This is a genomic window from Mycobacterium sp. DBP42, assembly GCF_005924235.1.
Taxonomy (GTDB): domain Bacteria; phylum Actinomycetota; class Actinomycetes; order Mycobacteriales; family Mycobacteriaceae; genus Mycobacterium; species Mycobacterium syngnathidarum.
Window position 1 is genome coordinate 53162 of sequence record NZ_VCMY01000001.1, and the last position, 19484, is coordinate 72645.

At 67.4% G+C, this 19484-nt stretch carries 17 protein-coding genes and 1 pseudogene; 9 read left to right on the plus strand and 9 right to left on the minus strand.

Annotation, left to right across the window (positions count from 1 at the left end; genetic code table 11):
* Positions 1-21 precede the first annotated feature (21 nt).
* Complete coding sequence (locus E0T84_RS00315) at positions 22-1365, minus strand: PE-PPE domain-containing protein (protein WP_249383526.1); 1344 nt, start codon at positions 1363-1365, stop codon at positions 22-24.
* A 105-nt stretch (positions 1366-1470) separates the two neighbouring features.
* Positions 1471-1971, minus strand: coding sequence for a lipoprotein LpqH (locus E0T84_RS00320; protein WP_138743449.1), 501 nt, complete (start codon positions 1969-1971; stop codon positions 1471-1473).
* A 137-nt stretch (positions 1972-2108) separates the two neighbouring features.
* On the opposite strand from E0T84_RS00320, the gene E0T84_RS00325 reads away from it, so the two are divergent.
* The gene (locus E0T84_RS00325) at positions 2109-3032 is read left to right on the plus strand and encodes a haloalkane dehalogenase (protein ID WP_138743450.1); all 924 of its coding nucleotides are present in this window, start codon (positions 2109-2111) and stop codon (positions 3030-3032) included.
* Here E0T84_RS00325 and E0T84_RS00330 read toward each other — a convergent pair.
* Positions 3019-3456: a lipoprotein LpqH gene (locus tag E0T84_RS00330; protein WP_239252418.1), complete on the minus strand. Its 438-nt coding sequence runs from the start codon at positions 3454-3456 to the stop codon at positions 3019-3021. The two genes, E0T84_RS00325 and E0T84_RS00330, sit on opposite strands and share 14 nt — an antisense overlap.
* A 78-nt stretch (positions 3457-3534) precedes the next feature.
* Between E0T84_RS00330 and tgt the strand changes: the two genes are divergently transcribed.
* Positions 3535-4785: a tRNA guanosine(34) transglycosylase Tgt gene (gene tgt, locus E0T84_RS00335; protein ID WP_075909183.1), complete on the plus strand. Its 1251-nt coding sequence runs from the start codon at positions 3535-3537 to the stop codon at positions 4783-4785.
* Here tgt and E0T84_RS00340 read toward each other — a convergent pair.
* The gene (locus tag E0T84_RS00340; RefSeq protein WP_249383527.1) at positions 4758-5927 is read right to left on the minus strand and encodes an MFS transporter; all 1170 of its coding nucleotides are present in this window, start codon (positions 5925-5927) and stop codon (positions 4758-4760) included. The genes tgt and E0T84_RS00340 overlap by 28 nt on opposite strands.
* A gap of 165 nt (positions 5928-6092) precedes the next feature.
* Here E0T84_RS00340 and E0T84_RS00345 point away from each other — a divergent pair, with 165 nt between their 5' ends.
* From E0T84_RS00345 to E0T84_RS00355, 3 genes are all read left to right on the plus strand, one after another.
* Positions 6093-7406: an acetyl-CoA hydrolase/transferase family protein gene (locus tag E0T84_RS00345; protein ID WP_138743451.1), complete on the plus strand. Its 1314-nt coding sequence runs from the start codon at positions 6093-6095 to the stop codon at positions 7404-7406.
* A gap of 62 nt (positions 7407-7468) precedes the next feature.
* Positions 7469-8809, plus strand: coding sequence for a hydroxysqualene dehydroxylase HpnE (gene hpnE / locus E0T84_RS00350; protein ID WP_138743452.1), 1341 nt, complete (start codon positions 7469-7471; stop codon positions 8807-8809).
* Complete coding sequence (locus E0T84_RS00355) at positions 8806-9399, plus strand: TetR/AcrR family transcriptional regulator (RefSeq protein WP_138743453.1); 594 nt, start codon at positions 8806-8808, stop codon at positions 9397-9399. The genes hpnE and E0T84_RS00355 overlap by 4 nt, the downstream gene beginning before the upstream one ends.
* Here the strand turns inward: E0T84_RS00355 and E0T84_RS00360 are convergent.
* The 4 genes from E0T84_RS00360 to E0T84_RS00375 all read right to left on the minus strand — a co-directional run bounded on the left by E0T84_RS00360 (position 9386) and on the right by E0T84_RS00375 (position 12927).
* Positions 9386-10150, minus strand: coding sequence for an amino acid ABC transporter ATP-binding protein (locus tag E0T84_RS00360; protein WP_138743454.1), 765 nt, complete (start codon positions 10148-10150; stop codon positions 9386-9388). The two genes, E0T84_RS00355 and E0T84_RS00360, sit on opposite strands and share 14 nt — an antisense overlap.
* Positions 10147-11568, minus strand: a complete 1422-nt coding sequence (locus E0T84_RS00365) for an ABC transporter permease subunit (protein WP_171054862.1) — start codon at positions 11566-11568, stop codon at positions 10147-10149. The genes E0T84_RS00360 and E0T84_RS00365 overlap by 4 nt, the downstream gene beginning before the upstream one ends.
* 95 nt (positions 11569-11663) lie before the next feature.
* Positions 11664-12545, minus strand: a complete 882-nt coding sequence (gene gluQRS / locus E0T84_RS00370; protein WP_070946077.1) for a tRNA glutamyl-Q(34) synthetase GluQRS — start codon at positions 12543-12545, stop codon at positions 11664-11666.
* A 13-nt stretch (positions 12546-12558) separates the two neighbouring features.
* Entirely contained in the window at positions 12559-12927 is a 369-nt protein-coding gene (locus E0T84_RS00375; RefSeq protein ID WP_070185049.1) for a hypothetical protein, read from the minus strand.
* 50 nt (positions 12928-12977) lie between these two features.
* On the opposite strand from E0T84_RS00375, the gene E0T84_RS00380 reads away from it, so the two are divergent.
* The 3 genes from E0T84_RS00380 (at position 12978) to E0T84_RS00390 (ending at position 18070) form a co-directional block, all read left to right on the plus strand.
* Positions 12978-14279, plus strand: coding sequence for a carboxylesterase family protein (locus tag E0T84_RS00380; protein WP_138743456.1), 1302 nt, complete (start codon positions 12978-12980; stop codon positions 14277-14279).
* Between the two features lie 74 nt (positions 14280-14353).
* Positions 14354-17155 (plus strand): LuxR family transcriptional regulator, encoded by a 2802-nt coding sequence (locus E0T84_RS00385; RefSeq protein WP_138743457.1) that lies wholly within the window; start codon positions 14354-14356, stop codon positions 17153-17155.
* Between the two features lie 60 nt (positions 17156-17215).
* Entirely contained in the window at positions 17216-18070 is an 855-nt protein-coding gene (locus E0T84_RS00390) for a hypothetical protein (protein WP_138743458.1), read from the plus strand.
* Here E0T84_RS00390 and E0T84_RS00395 read toward each other — a convergent pair.
* On the minus strand, positions 18067-19140 hold the full coding sequence (locus E0T84_RS00395; protein WP_138743459.1) for an ATP-dependent DNA ligase: 1074 nt from the start codon (positions 19138-19140) through the stop codon (positions 18067-18069). The two genes, E0T84_RS00390 and E0T84_RS00395, sit on opposite strands and share 4 nt — an antisense overlap.
* 217 nt (positions 19141-19357) lie before the next feature.
* On the opposite strand from E0T84_RS00395, the pseudogene E0T84_RS00400 reads away from it, so the two are divergent.
* A pseudogene (locus E0T84_RS00400) lies at positions 19358-19474 on the plus strand (ATP-dependent DNA ligase); the annotation flags it as partial.
* Between the last annotated feature and the right edge of the window lie 10 nt (positions 19475-19484).

A 19484-nucleotide genomic window follows, 5' to 3' on the forward strand; every position in this document is an offset into this window, starting at 1 on the left:
TCCCAGCATGACATCAGGGAGTCAGGCGGCCTTGCCTGCGTCTGACTCGGTGGATGACTCGGTCTTGGGCTTGGCCTGGTGTTTCGGCTTGTGCGGTTTGAACGTGTTCCTGACATTCTTCGCGACGTCCGACATGGCATTGCGCACGTCGTCCCGCCGGTGGGTGGGCATGCGCTTGACGGGTTTCTTCGGGACGTCGATCTTGGGCGAGTCGACCGTGGGCGAGCTGACCTTGGGCGAGCTGACCTTGGGGTCCGCCTTCTTCGTAGTGCTGCGATCGGTCGGTCCCGGCGTCGTCGAAGGTGATGTGGTGGACGGCAATCCGTCCTTGACGTTGTCCGCGCCTTCCTGCAAAGCGCCGGGCAACTGTTTGATTGTCTCGGCGATCCGCTTGGGGGGAGTGATCAACGAGAAGCGGGTCGGTGTGGCGGGATCGGAGTAATCCCGATCGGTGTAGCCCATGTCGACTGCGAGCTTGAGCGTCGGTTCGATCGCCCCGAGCACCGGCTCGGTGAACGCCACGGCGTTCAGGGCCAGCGACACGTCCCGGATGGGCTGCAGCAAGGGCAGGTGTTCGGTTTTGACCAGGATGTAGGTGTCGGTGCCGCCACCGGGCTTGGCTATCGGCGTCACGATGATCGCGTCCGGGTCGTTCAGGTCGGTGGTATCCGGCGTCGGGTCACCATGCAGATAGAAGAACCCGGCCGCGGCGTTGGCCAGTGACAGTGGGTTGGCGTAGGCCGGGAAGTCGCCGATCGGGTCGTATTCGACGGTGATGAAGGTCTGGTCGTAGGGCGTGGGGGCCGCGGCCCCGGTGCTGGTGAAGCCGAGCAGTCCGAGCGGACCCAGATTCGGGAAGCGGGCGTAGATGCCGCCGTTGGGCACCGTCGGTGCAGCGATGTACACGAACGCGATGTTTCCGCCGGGGTCGACCGTTCCGGCGTTGAGTTCGCGCTTGTAGTTCTCGGCCACCAGACTTCCCTCGGAGTAGCCGACGATGTAGACCGTCCCGCTCGGACCGACTTCGGTGCGGGCCGCGGTCACTTCGTCGATCAGTGGTTGGCGCCCGTCGGCCACGCTCGTGTCGATCGGCAACGTGGCCGAATATGCGACCGGGTAGTACCGATCCGCCGCCGGTCCGGCATAACCGCCGTTGTACGGCACGTAGTTGCCTTCGAACTTGTTCGGGATCCGCTCACCCAGGGTGTCGCCCCTGCCGCCGATTCCGATGACAGCGTTGTTGCCCGGCAGCGTTGCCGCGAGCGCGTCGGCGACCTGTCCGAAGGTGAGGATCGCGGTCATTCCCGCGGTGGCGCCGACTACGACGGCGGTAGACGTACGTCCGCGTTTCCGGTGATTGGCCACGGTGCACCTCCGGTCGCGATTGAAAACGACTGAGGACGGAGTGTGGGCCCGGGATCAGTCCGGGCCCACACTATGTCAGAGCTTTGCTAGTTGTGAGTGGTTTCGTCAAGGACAGGAGACTTCGAGTTCGAAAGGCTTGGTCACCGGGCTCATCCCGTCCATGCCGGTCGCTTCTCCCTTGATCGTGTACTTGTTGCCATCCTTGGTGGCTTCGGCGCTGCCGCCGGGCACACCCGGGGTGTAGCCGAGGCTGACTCCGTCGATGTTGCCGAGTGCCAGGGCGGTCACCGATGGCTGGTCGCCCTCGCTGAGTGTGGCGCTGACTCCGGACATGCCCTGTCCGACGTTCAGGGTGACATTGCCTGCGACCGTGGCACACATGACCGTGCCCTCGACCTTGTGGTCCTTGCCGTCGATGCTGACCCGGGCGGTGCCCGAGCCGGTCGTGGCGGTCGTGTCGCCGCTCACCACCGACGTCGTCGGCGCAGCCGAGGCGGTGGCCGTTTCCTCGCCGGAGGTGTCGTTCTTGTCGCTCGACGAACAGCCGGACAGGCCGGCGATGACGATCGCGGCGCCGCCGACGGCTACCAGGAACTCACGCTTCACCACTGCTCTCCTCACGGTTGTGCAGCCCGTCGCAGGTGGCGGACTGTCAGGCAGAAGTATGGAGTTCGTGCAGGTGCTCGGCGTGGGTTTGGTGGAATTGTCGGTACCGGTGGCGGTGCGCTCGTAAGTTCGAGGCCATGGAAATACTGCGCACTCCTGACGCTCGCTTCGCTGAGATACCTGAATTTCCGTATGCGCCAGAGTTTTCCGACATCGATGACGGCGACGGCGGTCGGTTGCGGGTGGCCTGGGTGCAGGCCGGGCCGCCGGATGCGGACCCGGTGCTGTTGTTGCATGGGGAACCATCGTGGTCTTTTCTGTACCGGCGGATGATCCCGATCCTGGCCGCGGCCGGGCACCGGGTGATCTGCCCCGACCTCGTCGGGTTCGGCCGGTCGGACAAACCCACCCGCATCGAGGACCACAGTTATGCACGGCACGTCGAATGGATGCGCGCGCTCGCCTTCGACGTTCTCGATCTGCGGCGGGTCACGTTGGTCGGTCAGGATTGGGGCGGGCTGATCGGGTTGCGCCTGGCCGCAGAACACCCTGACCGATTCGCCCATATCGTCGTGGCCAACACCGGACTGCCGACCGGCGACATCCCGATGCCCGAGATCTGGTGGCAGTTTCGCACGGCCATTCAGAGCTTGCCCACGATCGACGTCGGCAGGTTCGTCGCGGCGGGTTGCCGGCGCCCGGTCAGCGATGAGGTCCTGGCGGCCTACGATGCGCCGTTCCCCGATGATTCTTACTGTGCCGGTCCCCGGGCGATGCCGGGCCTGGTCCCCACCGGCCCCGATGATCCGGCCTCGGCTGCCAACCGGTCAGCATGGAAAGTGTTGTCGGCCGGCCAGACCCCGATGCTGGTGGCGTTCAGCGACGGTGACCCGATCACCGGCGGTATGGCGCCGATCTTCAAGCGGGAGATGCGCGGAGCGCAGGGCATCGATCATCCGGTGATCGGTGATGCCGGCCATTTCCTGCAGGAAGACGCCGGCGAGGAACTCGCCCAGGTGATCGTCGAGTTCCTCGCCGACGGCACGGCTAGGGGCAGGTGACGGCGATGTCGAACGGCATGTCCACCGGGGTACCCGGCTCGTTGGGGTCGATGCCCATGCCGGTGCCGGTGATGGTGTAGCCCTTGCCGTCGCGCGCGGCCACCACCGGTGCGCCGGACAGGCCGGACAGGTAGGTCAGCGACGCGCCCTCGCCGTTCACGTCACCGATGTTCACCGACTGCACCGCCGGGGCCTCCCCCTCGGTCAGCACCACCGAGGCCGGCATCTTGCCCTCGATCCCGATCGTGGTCAGCCCGTCTTTGGTCTCACAACTGACGCTGGTCACCGGACCGGCGTCATTGGGACCGAAGGTGACCCGGCCCTGGCCGGACTTCCCGGACGAACCCGATTCCTGCGACGAGCATCCGGCGAGCGCAGCCAGACAGACAGCAAATCCGGTGGCGATGACAATGGGGCGGCTCATGACCAAATTCACGTCCGCAGTATGGTCGCGTCCGCCCCCGTGACGGAAATCGGACGCGCATCCGGTTGAATACCAGGTGTGGACCAGCCGTATTTCACCGTGGAGGCCGAGTTGCCCGGCCGACTCGGCCGGGTCGGGACCATTCACACTCCGCACGGCGATATCCACACCCCGGCCTTCATCGCGGTCGGTACCGCGGCCACCGTGAAATCGGTGTTGCCCGAGGCGATGAAACAGCTTGGTGCCCAAGCCATCCTGGCCAATGCCTACCACCTCTACCTGCAGCCGGGCCCCGACATCGTGGCCGAGGCCGGCGGGCTCGGGGCGTTCATGAACTGGCCGGGGCCCACCTTCACCGACAGCGGCGGCTTCCAGGTGATGTCGTTGGGTGTCGGGTTCAAGAAGGTCCTGGCCATGGACACCGACCGGCTGCAGACCGACGACATCATCGCCAAGGGCAAGGAGCGCCTGGCCGTCGTGGATGACGACGGTGTCACGTTCCGCTCGCATCTGGACGGCTCGAAGCACCGGTTCACCCCCGAGGTCTCGATCGGCATCCAGAACCAGCTCGGCGCCGACATCATCTTCGCGTTCGACGAGCTCACCACCCTGGTCAACACGCGCGGCTATCAGGAGAGCTCGGTGCAGCGCACCCATGAGTGGGCGGTGCGATGCCTGGCCGAGCACCACCGCCTGCAGGGGTTGTCACCGGAGCGGCCGCGGCAGGCGTTGTTCGGTGTGGTGCAGGGCGCCCAGTACGAGGATCTGCGTCGGCAGGCCGCCCGCGGGCTGGCCACGATCGGGCAGGAGGCCGGTGCGGCCGAGGGTCTCGGTTTCGACGGCTACGGCATCGGCGGCGCCCTGGAGAAACAGAACCTGGCCACCATCGTCGGCTGGGTCAGCAGTGAACTGCCCGCCGACAAGCCGCGGCATCTGCTCGGGATCAGTGAGCCCGACGACCTGTTCGACGCGGTGGCCGCCGGGGCTGACACCTTCGATTGCGTGTCGCCGTCGCGGGTGGCGCGCAATGCGGCGGTGTACTCGGCGACGGGGCGGTTCAACATCACCGGTGCGAAGTACAAGCGGGATTTCACCCCGATCGACGCCGAGTGCGATTGCTATACCTGCGCCAACTACTCGCGCGCCTATATCCGGCATCTGTTCAAGGCCAAGGAGATGCTGTCGGCCACGCTGTGCACGATCCACAACGAGCGGTTCGTGATCCGGCTGGTGGACCAGATCCGGGCGTCGATCGTCGCCGGCGAGTTCGACGAGCTGCGCGCCGACGTACTCGGCCGCTACTACGGGGTTGCCCAAGAGCGTCGATAGCGTTGACCCGCCTCCCGCCCGGCGGCTTGCCCGGCGGCGGCCAGCACCATGGCAGCCGCGATCGCCCCGGCGGTGACGGCGGTGGTGGCCGGCCAGCCCAGCCATCCGACGGCGGCTGCGCCGAAGGCCGTGCCCAGGCTGCCGCCCACGAAGTAGACCACCATGTAGGCGCTGTTGAACTGTGCCGGCGCCGTCGGGTCGATCGCCAAAACCACGCTCTGATTGGCGACTTGGGCCGCGAACAGTCCGGCGTCGAACACGGCGAGACCGATGATCGTGGACACCGGGTTCGACAGCCACGCGCCCAGGACGACCGCGCCCAGCGCGGCGACGGCCAGGCCGATCAACATCACTCGTCGCGCGCCGGCGCGGTCGGTCCACGTGCCGGCAATCCGTGTCGCGACGATGCCCAGCAGACCGGCGAGGGCGTACAGGCCGATTCGTTCGGCTGAATAGGAATAGGGCGGCGCGGCCAGCGCGACGGCCAGGCCGGCCCACATTGCACAGAAGGCGAAGAACCATAGCGCGCCACGCACCGCGGCGAAGCGCAGCGACGGGAATCGCAGGTATAGGCCGGGCAGGCCCCGAAGCGTCGCGAGATAGCCGCTCGTGGCCGAACCTGCCGTGGCGGGCAGTGCCCGTAAGGCCACCAGCGCGGCAACGGCGCATGCGAGCGCGAACGCGAGCAGGCCGCCCCGCCACCCGACCGCATCCGTCAGCCAGCCACCGGCGATGCGGCCGCCGATGATGCCGGCCGAGATGCCCGCCGTCACAATTCCCAGCGCAGTGGCCCGATATCCGTTCGGGACGAAGCGCGCGGTGATCGAGCTCAACTGTGCGCCGACGGTGGAACAGGCGCCGATCACCCCGACGGTGAACCCCAGGGTCCACGGGGTGCCTGCGGTGGCGTTGACGGCCAAGGCCACGGCCAGCGCGCCGAACTGCGCAGCGAGTACGTGATTTGGCGGAAACCGGTCGACCAGCGGGACCAGCATCGCCAGCCCGAGCAGGTAGCCGACGGGACCGCACGCTAGCGCGATACCAACCTGGGCGATCGAGATGTCAAGGCTCTCAGCCACACCGGATATCGCGGGCTGCAGCGGATAGATCGCGGCCGTGCCAAGGGCGGCGGCAATCGCCATGAACCACATGGTAATTCGATGAAGGCCAGGCTGTGATGTCATGCCGGTGACGTTATGAGCACCCCCATCGGGGCGCTGGCGGAAATCGGACCACGCGGTGCACCGCAGCCTGCGAACGGTTCGGGGCGGGTGTACAAACGAGTCCGCTCGCGAAAGAGTGACGCCATGCCGGAAGAGCTCACCGCCCAACAGGCCGCTGCACGCCTGGAGACCACCGACACGCTCGGGATCCCGTTGGGGCCCGGCCAGCCTCCAGGGTTCCTGCGCGCGCTGGGCGAACGTACGGATTGGGTGGACCTGCGCGTCTACGGTGCGCTGCTCGGGGTGGGCACCGAACTGTTCACCCAGGCGGGTGTGCATTTTCTGTCGGGCTTCTTCGGTCCCTTCGAGCGGGCGTTGCGGGACATGGGTGCCGATGTGGAATTCATGCCTGCGGATTTTCGTCGGTTCGCCCCGTTGCTCAAGCGCCAGGCGCCGCGCGTGATGACGACCGTTGTTTCGCCGCCCGACGCGGGTGGCTGGTGCTCGCTGTCGCTGCATGCGGGTGGCACCGTGGGCGAACTGCGCCGCGCGGGGGCCGATCCGCAGCGGCTGCTCGTCGCCGAGGCATCGGATGCCTATCCACGGACATTCGGGCTCGACGATTACCGTCATGCGCTGCACATCGATGAGATCGACATTCTGGTGCACTCGACCGACGCACCACTTGCACTGCCCGCGGCATCGCCCACCGATGTCGACAGAGCGATCGCGGGGCACGCTGTCGAGTACATCCCGTCGGGCGCGACGCTGCAGACGGGCATCGGCTCGATCCCCAGCCAGATCGCCGCGCTGCTCGCCGAGGGGGACGGGGGAGACTACGGGCTGCACAGTGAGATGTTCACCGATGGGTGCATGCAGTTGCACCGGGCCGGCAAGGTCACCAATGGTGGCAAGGGACTGTACGACGGTGTGAGCGTGACGACGTTCGCGTTCGGCTCGACCGATCTCTATGAGTGGCTCGACGGCAACACCGATGTCGCGTTCCTCCCCGTGGAGATCGTCAACGCACCCGAGGTGATCGGTGCGAACAACGACATGATCACGATCAACGGTGCGCTCGGTGTCGACATCCACGGCCAGGTGGTCGCCGACACCATCGCCGGCGATCAATTCAGCGGGATCGGCGGCGCCGAGGATTTCGTGGCCGGGGCCGGCCTTGAGTTGTCGGACCGCTCATTGATTTGTCTGCCCTCGACGTTCGAGAAGGACGGTGTGCTCCAGTCACGCATCGTGCCGTGGTTCGGCCCCGGCGCGGTCATCACGACACCTCGGCATCAGGTGGACGTGATCGTCACCGAGTACGGCGCAGCCGAATTGGAGGGCCGGACGGTCCGTGAGCGCGGCGAGGCGTTGGCCGCGATCGCCCACCCGCAGTTCCGTGACGCATTGCTGGCGGCTGCGCAGCGTGCGGCGCAGGGCCGCTCGCCCGTCCAATAGCACCCGCGCACCCCCACGGCTAACTTACAATTTGCAAGTTGGTCGACGGAGGGAGCTGCAACATGGGTGATCGCTACGTGGTGATCGGCGGCGGGCTGGCCGGCCTGGCCGCCGCGGTATGGCTGAGTGAAGCGGGCAAGAACGTCACCCTGCTGGAGCGCCGGGGCCAACTCGGCGGACGCACGCATGCGATGCGCGCCGAGACTGTCGACGACATCCCGGACAACGGCCAGCACGTGATCGCCAGCGGCTATCAGCACCTCTACCGCTATCTGACGAGCGTGGGCACCCGGCAGCACATCGCGTTCCCGAAATCGTCCACGCTGCGCTGGCCCGACGGGCGCAAGGTCACCATGCAGACCACGGGCGTCGGCGCGATCCGGACCCTGTTCGGGGTGCACCCCGACGCGAGCTGGGCTGACCGGCTGCGGGCAGCCCGCGCGACCCTGCGGTTGGGTTGGCAGGCGTTGCATCAACCGGCCGACCTGGCGGACCTGACCACCGAGCAATGGTTCGAGCGGGTCGGCATGCCGGCGCCGGCGCGGGAAGCCTTGTGGGACTGGCTGGCTCTCGGTATCGCCGCCGAGCCGGTGGCCCGCGAATCCGCCAAGGTGTTCGCCAACGTGATGGCCACCGGGTTCCGACTCGGGGTGAAACACCGCACCCCGGTCACCATCGGTTACCCCACCGTCGACCTCGACACGCTCTACATCGCCGGGGCGCTGAAAGTGTTCGCCGAACGCGGCGTCGACGTCCGTTACCGCGCCGTCGCGCGAAAGATCCGTATCGAAAACGGTTCCGTCACCGCGGTGTTGCTCGCCGACGGCACCGAGGTTCCTGCCGACGCGGTGGTGTGTGCGGTCCCGAACTCCAATATCGGCGGGCTGCTCGACGACCTCCCCGAGCACCCCGAGATCTATGCGGCTGCCGACAAACTGGGTTATACCCCTATCGTCAGCACCAATCTCTACCTCGACCGGCCGTTGGGCACCGAATCCGCATTCGAGGGACTCATCGGCGGCACCGGGGTGATCGATGAGGTCTTCGACCGCCAGCTCATGCACGGCCGCAACACCGACCGCGCTTGGTTGTACTGCCTGACCACGAGCGGCGCGTACGAGCAGATCCACAAGAGCAACGACGACATTGTCGACGAGCAGATGGCGCTGCTGCGTCGCTACTATCCGGCGGCGCGGGACGCGAAAGTGGTTCAGGCGCAGGTGGTCAAGATGCCCAAGGCCACCTTCTCCCAGGTGGTGGGGACCGATGCGCTGCGCCCACCGCAACAGACCTCGGTGCCCTCGCTCGTCCTGGCCGGCGACTGGACCGCGACGGACTGGTCGGCCACCATGGAGAGCGCCGTGCAGAGCGCGGCCAAGGCCGTGGATCTCTTGCTGAAATGACGCGGCGCCGGCTCAGTGGTGCAGAGCGCCGGGCCCAACTGCTCGACGTGGCCCGCGACATCGTCGCCGACGGTGGCTATCCCGCACTGACCATCGAGCAGGTGGCCGGGCGGTCGGGAGTCACCAGGACCGTTGTCTACCAACAGTTCACCGACCTGCCGGGTCTGACCACGGCCCTGCTGGACCGGGAGTCGGCGATCGCGTTCGCGGGGATGGGCTCCGTGGACCAGCCCGACCTCGACCCGGAGCAACTGGGCAGGGGAATTCTGGCCTACCTGCACGCGGCGCCGACGAGCTGGCGCATCATCCTGCGGCCACCCGACGGCGCGCCCCCGCAGGTGGCCGAGCGCATCGAGCTCGGGCGCCGGTATGCCAGGAAAGTCGCCGCCCGGCCGCTGTCGGCTGCGGTGGGCGCGGACGTGGATCCTGACGGTGCCACCGTACGAATCCTGTTGTCGGCCATCGAGGAGCTGGCCCGCCTGCACCTGGAGGACCCGGCCGGCCAGCCCGACGACACGGTGCTCGCATATCTGCGTTCGCTGGTTGCCTGGGCGGTGGGCATCGAGCGGTCGGTGTCTACAGCGGGTTGAGGATCCGCTGCAGGAACTGGCGGGTGCGTTCTTCTTTCGGGTCACCGATTACCGCCGCCGGCGGCCCCTGCTCGAGGATGACGCCACCGTCGGTGAACAGCACCTGATCGGAAACTTGTCGGGCGAACTGGATTTCGTGTGTGACGATCACCAGTGTCCAGCCTTCCACGGCCAGGTCCCGGATCACCGCGAGCACTTCGCCGACCAGTTCCGGGTCCAGTGCCGAGGTCGGTTCGTCGAACAGCACCACTTTGGGTTTGAGTGCCAGTGCCCGCGCGATACCGACGCGCTGCTGCTGACCGCCCGAGAGCTGATACGGATACTTGTCCCGCTGGTCGGCCAGCCCCACCTGGCCCAGGAGTTCGGAGGCCTCGGCCAGCACTTCCTCACGTGGGCGCTTCTGCACCACGAGCGGGCCTTCGGTGACGTTTTGCAGCACGGTCTTGTGCGGAAAGAGGTTGTGGGACTGGAACACAAAGCCGCTTTGCGCCCGATAACGGCGCAGCTGGTCTTTGGGTACGGGCTGGGAGAAGTCCAGCTCGGTATCGCCGACCCGGATCACCCCGGAGTCGGCGACATCGAGGGCATTGAGCGTGCGCAGCATCGTCGTCTTGCCCGAACCGGACGGGCCGATGACGGTGGTCGCGGTACCGCGCGGCACGGTGAACGAGACGCCCTTGAGCACCTGGACGTCGCCGAAGGCCTTGTGTACATCGGAGGCGACGATCCGGTCTTCGCGTGGTGTGGTCATCGCGCAACGTGCCTTTCCAGTCGGCGTTCGAGGCGACTCTGGCCGAACGACAGCACCAGGCAGATCACCCAGTAGTAGATCGCGGCCGTGCCGTAGAGGGCGAAGAACTCGAATGTCGGGGCCGCGACGATCTGAGCCTGCCGGAGCAGCTCGGTGACCAGGATCGTCGATGCCAGGGATGTGTCTTTGACCAGTGAGATCAAGGTGTTCGACAACGGGGGGACCGCTACTCGGGCGGCCTGCGGCAGGATGATGCGCCGCAGGGTTCCGGCATAATTGAGCCCGATCGTCTCGGCCGCCTCCCACTGCCCCTTCGGGATGCTCTGGATGGCCGAGCGAATGATCTCCGCCGCATAGCCGCCGACGTTGAGGCTGAAGGCGATCACCGCGGCGGGAAACGGGTCGATCTTCACACCGAACTCGGGCAGCGCGAAGAACACGATGAACAGCTGAACCAACAGCGGTGTCCCGCGGATGATCGAGATGTAGAACCGGGCCAGGTTGCTCAGCAGCACATTTGGCGACAACCGGGCCAGTGCCACGGCCAAGGCGATCACCAGGCCGATCGTGAAGCTGATGATCGTCAACGGAATGGTCATGGTCAGGGCGGCTTTGGCCAGCGGCCACAGGTTGTCGGCGATGAGCTGCCATGTCGATCGCGCGGGCGGGGGTTCGTCTGCCGTAGGCGCACCGGAGGCGTCGGCCCTGAGATATTTCTGCGAGATGTCCGCCAGGGTGCCGTCGGCCCGCAGTTGGTCGAGCGCGGTGTTGAGTTCGGGCAGCAGTCCGCTGTCCTTGCGTGCGGCGAAGCCCTGCTCGCTCTTCTCGCCCACGGTGCCCGCGATCTTCACCGACTTGTCGTTCGTCTCGGCCAGATAGGCGTAGACGGCGATGCTGTCGTTGACCACGACGTCCACTCGGCCCTGGTTGAGGAGCTTGATGGCCTGGGTGAAACCTTCGACCGCTTCCACCCGGGCGCCGGCCGCCCGCGCGATCTCCGACCAGTTGCTGGTGGCGTTCTCGGCGGCCACCTTGCCCTTCAGATCCGCGAGGGTCTTGATCGAATTGTCGTCTGTGCGGGTGACGATGACGCCCTCGCCGATCGAATACGGCTGGGAGAGGTCATATTTGGCTTGCCGTTCCGGCGTGATCGTGACCTCGTTGGCCACCACGTCGAACCGGTTGGCCTCGAGTGCGGCGAAGATCGAATCCCATGGGGTTTCGATGAATTCGACTCTGACACCGAGCTTGTCGCCGACTGCGCGTGCCACGTCGACGTCATAGCCGACGAGTTGACCGGTGGCGGTGTCGTGGTAGCTGAATGGGGAGTACACACCTTCGGTGCCGACGCGCAGCACACCGGCCGACTTGAGCGGCTCGTCGGATTCACCGGCTTTCCCTCCGCACGCGGCAATCATCACCGCGAGGATCACCAGGAGCCCCAGCAGCGAAATTCGTCGGGAACGCACCGCCGGACGCTAACAGGGGCGCGCGGTGTTCTGCAGGCTTCTGCTCAGCCGGGCTGATATATCCACGGGTGCCGGGGCAGAGCGGCCGGGTCGAATCGGTCCAGCATTCCGGGCAGATCGAGTGGGGGCCACCCGAGCGAGGCACTGATCTGTTCGAGCGCCCGCTCGACGCCGATCTCGGCGAGATTGACTGCCCCGTCGCGTTTGGCCAGCCGGGCGCCGTCTTCGTTGAGTACCAGGGGAACGTGGGCGTAGGTGGGTTCGGGGTAGTCCAGCAGTCGTGCCAGGTAGGCCTGGCGTGGGGAGGAGCTCAGCAGATCGTCGCCCCGCACCACCTGGTCGACTCCGCCGGCGGCGTCATCGACCACTACGGCCAGGTTGTAGGCGGGCACGCCGTCACCGCGGCGCACCACGAAGTCGTCGATGATCCCGGTGTAGCTGCCGTGCAGCAGGTCGGCGACGGTGCCGACGAAGGTGTCGGTGCGCAGCCGCAGCGCGGGCGGGCGGCCGGTTTCGGCGCGGCGCGAAGCGCGTTCGGCCGCGGTCAGGTCGCGGCAGGTGCCGGGGTAGGCACCTTCGGGGGCGTGGGGGGCACGTGGCGCCTGGGCGATATCCTTTCGGCTGCAATAGCATTCGTACAGCAGGCCGCGCTCGAACAGCTCGGCGATCACCGCGTCGTAGCGTTCCTGGTGGTCTGTCTGCCATTGCACCGGCTCGTCCCAGGTCAGCCCGATCGCGGCCAGGTCGGTCACCTGGCGGTGCCCGATTTCGGGAAAGGTGCGGTCATCGAGATCCTCGACCCGCACCAAGAACCGCCGCCCGGTGGACCGGGCGAACAGCCAGGCCAGCACCGCGGTGCGGAGGTTGCCGATGTGCAGGTCGGCCGACGGGCTCGGCGCGAACCGCCCGGCGGGGGTTGGGCTCACGCCCGCAATCTAGCTAATCGCGGTCCCAGGGCGCGGTCTCGCCCATCTTCTCGTAGTACTTCGCCAGGTGGCTTTTCACCCGGTCGATGTCGCCCTTCGGGAGGTCGACGCCGCCGCGGGCGCCGTCCATGACCCCGCCGGCGGCCATCACCCCACGCGGCACGGCTTCCAGCTTCCCGCCGATCACGTCGGCGATCAAAAGCTTGTACGCGGTGAAGTTGTCTTTCTCGTCCTTGTCGTACCAGACATGCGCGTCGCGGTACTTCTGGTTGGGTTCGTCCTGCGCACCGGCCCATTTGCGGACTCGTTTCTCGGCGGCGTCGCCGTCCCACTCGCGGTCCCGGTCAGCCAGTGGCAGGTCCTGAAATGCGGTTACAGACATGCTGTTGGCATGCCCGCCTGCCGGCGGCGGTAAACGCTAGCGTTGGGCGGGTGCGGGAGCGACACGTCACCGGCGGCACGATCCAGGTTGAGCATCAGGACGGACTGGTACGCGCGAGAGGGGTGCGCTACGGCACCGCCAAACGATTCGCGGTCGCCGAACCGCCTCCGGCCTGGTCGGGGGTCAGGGACGCGGCGCAGTCGGGCCCGGCCTGCCCGCAGCGGCCTTCTCGCCTGGGCTGGGTGACGGGCAACGTCCTCGAGGGTCTGTCGACCGACGAGAACTGCCTGATGCTGACCGTGACGGCCCCGGCCGATGCGTATCGACTACCGGTGATGGTGTGGTTCCACGGCGGTGCCTATGTCGCCGGCAGTGGCGAGTCGGCCAAGTACGACGCCGGCGCACTGGCCCGGGCCGGCAACGTGGTGGTGGTCAACGTCAGTTACCGGCTCGGTATTTTCGGTTATCTGCCGCCACCGGGGATCGCTGCGGACAATCTCGGCCTGCGTGATCAGATCCTGGCGTTGCGATGGGTGCAGGAAAACATCGCCGCGTTCGGCGGCGATGCGGCCAACGTGACCGCGTTCGGTCAATCAGCCGGTGCGCATTCCGTCTGGTCGTTGATGTTGTGCCAGGACGCGGCCGGGTTGTTCCACCGCGCGATCCTGCAGAGCGCCCCGCTGGAGTTGGACCACGGGCGCGACGACATGGCGCAGAACATGGGCTCGGCGATGGCCACATCGCTGGCCGGGGCTGATCCCTCCGAGGTCAGTGTCGAGCGGTTGCTCGCGGCCGAAGGTGCCGCCGTGGCCGCCGCGCAGGGCTTCGGCCTGCTGAGCGCCCTGGCCTTCGCGCCGCGGCTGGGCCGGGGGCCGTTGCCGGCACCCGCAGACGTGCCCGACGCCATCGCGGCCGCAGCCGGCCGCATCGAGCTGCTTGTCGGCTACACCAAGGACGACGCCGCGCCGTTCGTGGCGATGGACCCCCGGGTGGCCAGGCTCAACCGGGTGCCGGTCCTCGGCAGGTTGGCGGTTCGGGCGGGTTCGACGGCGGTTACCAAGCAAGCGTTCTCGGGTCCGGCCGTTCGCCTGGCGCAGGCCTGGCGAACCCACGGCGGCCGGGTCGGCACCTATCGCTTCGACTGGACGCCGGCCAATGCTCCGCTGGGCGCCTGCCACTGTATGGAGTTGCCGTTCCTGTTCGGCTCACCGCAAACCTGGGCGGACGCCCCGATGCTCGGTCCGCAGCGCACGATCGACAATCAGCTTTCCGCCGAGATGCGCACCCGGTGGGCGCAATTCGCCCACCACGGCGTCGAGTCGCTGCCCGGGCCGTCACTGCGGTTCGGCTGAACAGAACCTCGTCCGAACAGCTTTACCCGGGCTCGCTTGGTACAGTTTCGGCAAAATTCGGACGCGGTGGAGTGATGGCGATTATGGGCTCTGGTCCGTCTCTACGGGGCCGCGTCAGCGAATGTTCGACACTCCGGAAGTTGGTCTCGGACGCAGGCTCCGGCGGCAGCGCGGTGCTGGTGGTGCGCGGCGAGGCCGGTGTCGGGAAGACGGCGCTGCTCGACTATGTCGTCGAGCAGGCTGCGGGTTTCCGGGTGACCCAGGTGGCCGGGGTCGAGTCCGACATGGAACTGGCTTTCGCCGGCTTGCATCATCTGTGCGCGCCGCTGCTGGATCATCTCGACGAGCTTCCCGAGCCGCAGCGTGACGCCCTGTCGGTGGCGTTCGGGCGTGGTGTCGGACCGGCGCCGGACCGCTTTCTGGTCGGTCTGGCTGTGCTGAGTCTGCTGGCCTCCGCTGCCGACGACAAGCCGCTGTTGTGCGTGATCGACGACGCTCAATGGCTCGATCAGGTCTCCGTGCAGACGCTGGGTTTCGTCGCGCGGCGGCTGCTGGCCGAGCCGGTGGTCCTGGTGTTCGCCGTCCGGGACGATCGTGACGGTACCGCCGTGGATGTCCTGCCCGGCCTGCCCGAACTGCGGCTCGAAGGCCTTTCGGACAGTGCTGCCAGGGAGCTGCTGGACTCGGTGGTTGTGGGGCGGCTCGATGAGCGGGTCCGTGACCGGCTCATCGCCGAGAGCCGCGGCAATCCATTGGCGCTTTTGGAAGTGCCGCGCAATGTCTCGGCCGCGGAGCGCGCCGGTGGCTTCTGGATCGTCGGGACGCGGCCATCGGTCGGGCAGGTGGAGGAGGGGTTCGTCCGCCGAATCCAGTCGCTGCCCGCGGACACTCGTCGGTTGGCGCTGCTCGCGGCGGCGGATCCGGTCGGTGATCCCGTGGTGTTCTCGCGTGCCGCAGGGTATTTGGGCATCGGAATGGATGCGCTGGCCCCGGCCGAGGCCGCCGGGGTGATCGAGTTCGGTCCCCGCATGCGGTTCCATCACCCGCTGGTCCGGTCGGCGGCCTATCGGGCGGCGGACGTGGCTGACCGACGGGAAGTGCACCGCGCCTTGGCCGTTGCCACCGATCCCGAACTCGATCCCGACCGCCGGGCCTGGCATGCGGCAAACGCCGCGGCCGGTCCCGACGACGCGGTGGCCGCCGATCTGGAGGCCTCGGCCTGGCGGGCCCAGAGCCGGGGCGGGATCGCCGCCGCGGCGACCTTCCTCGAGCGGTCGGCGATCCTGTCCGCCGATCCGGCCCTGCGCAGCTCTCGGGCTATCGCGGCTGCGGCGGCCAAACGTGAGGCAGCCGCTCCAGAATCTGCCTACGAGTTACTGTCCCTGGCTGAACTGAATCCGCTGACCGAGTTGCAGCGGGCTCAGGTGGGGCGGCTGCGGGCACAGATGGAATTCACCCGCAGCCGCGGCGGCCTGCCCGGCGCGCCGCCGGTCCGCCATGCCGCTGCGCTACTGATCGAGGCTGCCCGACGGCTGGAGACCCTCGACGACGAGCTGGCTCGGGAAACCTACATCGAGGCGCTGGCCGCGGCGATGTTCGCCTCACGCAGCCAGCCGGATGCCCTGGTGATCGCGGCCCGGGCGGCCCGCGATGCGGTCGCCCGGATCGACACGCCGACGCGGCCCATCGACCTCCTGTTGATCGGCATGGCGACGTTGGTCACCGACGGCCTGCCCGCGGCTGCCGAGCATGTGCGCGCGGCGCTTCAGTTGTGGTGTGAGCACGCCCGCCGTCATGACGGCAGGGCGGTGCACTGGCTGGCGTCGGCCTTCCCGATCATGCAGGAGTCGCTCGCAGACGAGCTGTGGGACGACGACCTGAACGCACGGCTCGCCGGCGAGATGATCGGCTATGCGCGCGCCACCGGGGCGTTGGCGCTGCTTGCACCGGCGATCGCCTACCAGGCCGGCGTACACGTGTTGGAAGGCGAATTCGTTGCCGCAGAAAGGCTTTTGGCGGAGGCCGACACGATCGCGGAGGACATCGGTTATCACCCGATGAAGTACCACAAGGTGGAGTTGGCGGCCTGGCGCGGTGATGTGAACGAGGCGGGTGACCTGATCGAGGCCGGCCGGGCCGAAGGCATAGCCAAGGGGGAGGGGCGGCTGCTGGGGGTCACCGGGTACGTGGCCGCGGTGCTCTACAACGGTCTCGGCAGGTGCGACGAGGCATTGGCCGCAGTCCAGCAGGCCTGTGAATACCGTGATCTCGGCTTCCACGGCTGGTGTTTGTTCGAGCTGACCGAGGCCGCAGTGCGCGTCGGCAAGATGGATGTGGCCGAGGACGCGGTGCGCAGGCTGGAAGCTGGTGCAGGCGTCAGTGGAACTGATTGGGGGCTGGGCGTATTCGCCGGTGCGCGGGCGCTGGTAGCCGACGACGCGGACGCCGATGCCCTGTTCGAGGAGTCTCTGGAGCGGCTGGGCCGCACCCGGGTCCGGGTGCAGTTGGCCCGGATGCATCTGTGCTACGGGGAGTGGTTGCGGCGCCAGAAGCAGCGCACCAGTGCGCGCCAACACCTCAACACCGCCTACGACATGTTCTCCAAGATGGGTGCGCACGCGTTCGCCGAACGGGCCCGCCGTGAACTGATCGCCACCGGGGAGAAGGTGCGCAAGCAGCCGTTGGCCTCGGGCGATGAGTTGACCGCGCAGGAGGCGCAGATCGCCCAATTGGCTAGAGACGGGCTGACCAATCAGGAGATCGGCGCACAGTTGTTCATCAGCACACACACCGTCGAATGGCACCTGCGCAAGGTCTTCGTGAAGCTCGGCGTCCGGTCACGCAGGCAACTGCGTTCCGTCTCGTGGAGCAGCTAGCGTCGGCGACCACGGGTTTTCAAGGGTCCCAAGCGTCGCCGTCCGGCTCAGGCTCATCGCATGGCGACAATCTTGTTGCAGACCACGATCGCGGAGAACCCCGACGACTGGGATGTCAGCCGGTTCTCTCTACTGGCCGGCGAGCTGCGTGCGGACGGGCACGATGTGCTGGCCCGCAACCGGGCCGACCATGCTGGGGAGGACCCGGTGCTCAGCCACCTCGACGAGCTCGGGTTCGACCAGCTCTGGTTGATGGCCGTCGACGTCGGCGACGGTCTGACGCCCGACGAATGCGCGGCGATCGGCCGATTTCGTGGGCTCGGTGGCGGCGTGCTCACCGCACGTGACCATCAAAACCTCGGCAGCTGCCTGCGCGGGCTGGGCTCGCTGGGACAGGTCAATGAGTTTCACGAGGCCGGCCTGGATCCCGTGCCACGGTGCGATGACCAGGACAACCCGGACATCTCGTGGCCCAACTATCACTCGGGTGCCAACGGCGACTATCAGCCGGTGCTGGCCGAGGAGCCCGTGCATCAGCTGCTGCGCACGTCCCGGACCGCCGGCGGACGCATCGAGTGGTTCCCAGCTCATCCCCACGAGGGGCTGGTTTCGGCGCAGGTGCCGTTCGCGACGGTAGTGGCCCGGGGGCGCAGCACCGCAACCGGCAGATTGTTCAATCTCGCGGTGGCACTGGACGGTGAGCGCACGCCGGAGGGCAGGCCGATGGGCCGGGCCGTGGCCGAGTCGACCTTCCACCATTTCGCCGACTACAACTGGGATCTTGCGCACGGGGCGCCGTCGTTCGTGACCGACCGGCCCGGCTGGCAGATCGGGGCCGATCCGTCACTTCTGGGTGTGTACAAGGATTACGTCCGCAACCTGGCCACCTGGCTGCAGCCACCGGATCGCCACTAGCGGGGGAGCAGGCCCGGAACGATGTCGTCGAGCCGGAAGGTCACCGGCTGCTCCAGTTGGGCGTAGGTGCACGACCGTGGGTCGCGGTCGGGTCGCCAGCGGTTGAACTGGGCGGTGTGCCGGAAGCGTCTGCCCTCCATGTGGTCGTAGCGGACCTCGACAACACGTTCGGGTCGTAGCGGCACGAAGGACAGGTCCTTGCCGGCGTTCCAGCGTGAGCCACCGCCGTATCGTCGGGCCAGGTCCGGGTCGGCGGCTACCTGTGCGGCCCAGTTCCACGGGTGGTTTTCGAAACTGGTGACCAGGGGCTGTAATTCGGTGAACAGGGCCCGGCGTCTCTCCATCGGGAAGGCGCCGATGACGCCGACGGAGGCCAGTTCGCCGTCATCGGAGTAGAGCCCGAGCAGCAGCGAGCCGACCGCATCCGGTCCCGACTTGTGTACCCGGTAACCGGCCACCACACAGTCGGCGGTCCGCTGATGTTTGATCTTCACCATGACCCGTTTGTCGGGTTGATAGGTCAGGGCGAGCGGCTTGGCGATGAGCCCGTCGAGCCCGGCTCCCTCGAACTCGTCGAACCAGCGGCGCGCGGTCGGCAGATCGGTGGTGGCCGGGGTGACATGGAACGACGGACCCGAACCCATCGCATCGACCAGGGCGGCGCGCCGTTCACTGAACGGCCGGCCCGTGAGATCGTCGTCTCCCAGCGCGAGCAGGTCGAAGGCGATGAAGCGGGCTGGGGTCTGCTCGGCCAGCAGGCGTACCCGCGACGCCGCCGGATGCAGGCGCAGTTGCAGGGCTTCGAAATCCAGGCCCCGTTCGGTGGGCAGGACGATCTCGCCGTCGACGACGCAGCGGGGCGGGAGTTCGGCTTTCGCGGCGTCGACGAGTTCGGGGAAGTACCGGGTCATCGGCCGCTCGTTGCGGCTGCCGAGCTCAACTTCGTCGCCGTCGCGGAACACCAGGGCCCGGAAGCCGTCCCACTTCGGTTCGTAGGACGCGTCCGGTGGGATCGCCGTCGCCGGCTTGGCCAGCATCGGCGAGACGGGCGGCATCACAGGTAGCAGCATGGGTCCGGATCTGGTGTGGATTGTGGGGTTTGTGGCTACCCAGTATGCGCGACACAGTCCGGCCGAGTCGCGAGACAAGAGCGGGAGTACCGGGTTTCAGGCGGCCCATCGGGTATGCGTCAAGCAGAGCACGGCTGGTCCCACCCGCCGCCGGTGGCCGCGCGATGAGTTTGCGGCGGCGCGGCGGTCTAGAACCATGACGCCCCGATGAACCAGGATGGAGCCCGTGGACCTACCCGTAGTGCCGCCGATCGAACCGATGCTCGCCAAGGCCCAGGTCAAGGTGCCCGACGAGGCGGGGGTGTGGTCTTACGAGCCCAAGTGGGACGGGTTCCTTCACTGAA

What these genes read in the sequence shown, in the direction of transcription:
- hpnE (WP_138743452.1), top strand. Translation starts at nt 7,469, where the DNA reads ATGGGTGATCGCTACGTGGTGATCGGCGGCGGGCTGGCCGGCCTGGCC.
- E0T84_RS00340 (WP_249383527.1), bottom strand. Translation starts at nt 5,927, where the DNA reads ATGGCGATTGCCGCCGCCCTTGGCACGGCCGCGATCTATCCGCTGCAG.
- E0T84_RS00365 (WP_171054862.1), bottom strand. Translation starts at nt 11,568, where the DNA reads ATGATTGCCGCGTGCGGAGGGAAAGCCGGTGAATCCGACGAGCCGCTC.
- E0T84_RS00360 (WP_138743454.1), bottom strand. Translation starts at nt 10,150, where the DNA reads ATGACCACACCACGCGAAGACCGGATCGTCGCCTCCGATGTACACAAG.
- E0T84_RS00390 (WP_138743458.1), top strand. Translation starts at nt 17,216, where the DNA reads ATGGCGACAATCTTGTTGCAGACCACGATCGCGGAGAACCCCGACGAC.
- E0T84_RS00375 (WP_070185049.1), bottom strand. Translation starts at nt 12,927, where the DNA reads ATGTCTGTAACCGCATTTCAGGACCTGCCACTGGCTGACCGGGACCGC.
- E0T84_RS00325 (WP_138743450.1), top strand. Translation starts at nt 2,109, where the DNA reads ATGGAAATACTGCGCACTCCTGACGCTCGCTTCGCTGAGATACCTGAA.
- E0T84_RS00385 (WP_138743457.1), top strand. Translation starts at nt 14,354, where the DNA reads ATGGCGATTATGGGCTCTGGTCCGTCTCTACGGGGCCGCGTCAGCGAA.
- E0T84_RS00345 (WP_138743451.1), top strand. Translation starts at nt 6,093, where the DNA reads ATGCCGGAAGAGCTCACCGCCCAACAGGCCGCTGCACGCCTGGAGACC.
- E0T84_RS00395 (WP_138743459.1), bottom strand. Translation starts at nt 19,140, where the DNA reads ATGCTGCTACCTGTGATGCCGCCCGTCTCGCCGATGCTGGCCAAGCCG.
- E0T84_RS00355 (WP_138743453.1), top strand. Translation starts at nt 8,806, where the DNA reads ATGACGCGGCGCCGGCTCAGTGGTGCAGAGCGCCGGGCCCAACTGCTC.
- E0T84_RS00330 (WP_239252418.1), bottom strand. Translation starts at nt 3,456, where the DNA reads ATGAGCCGCCCCATTGTCATCGCCACCGGATTTGCTGTCTGTCTGGCT.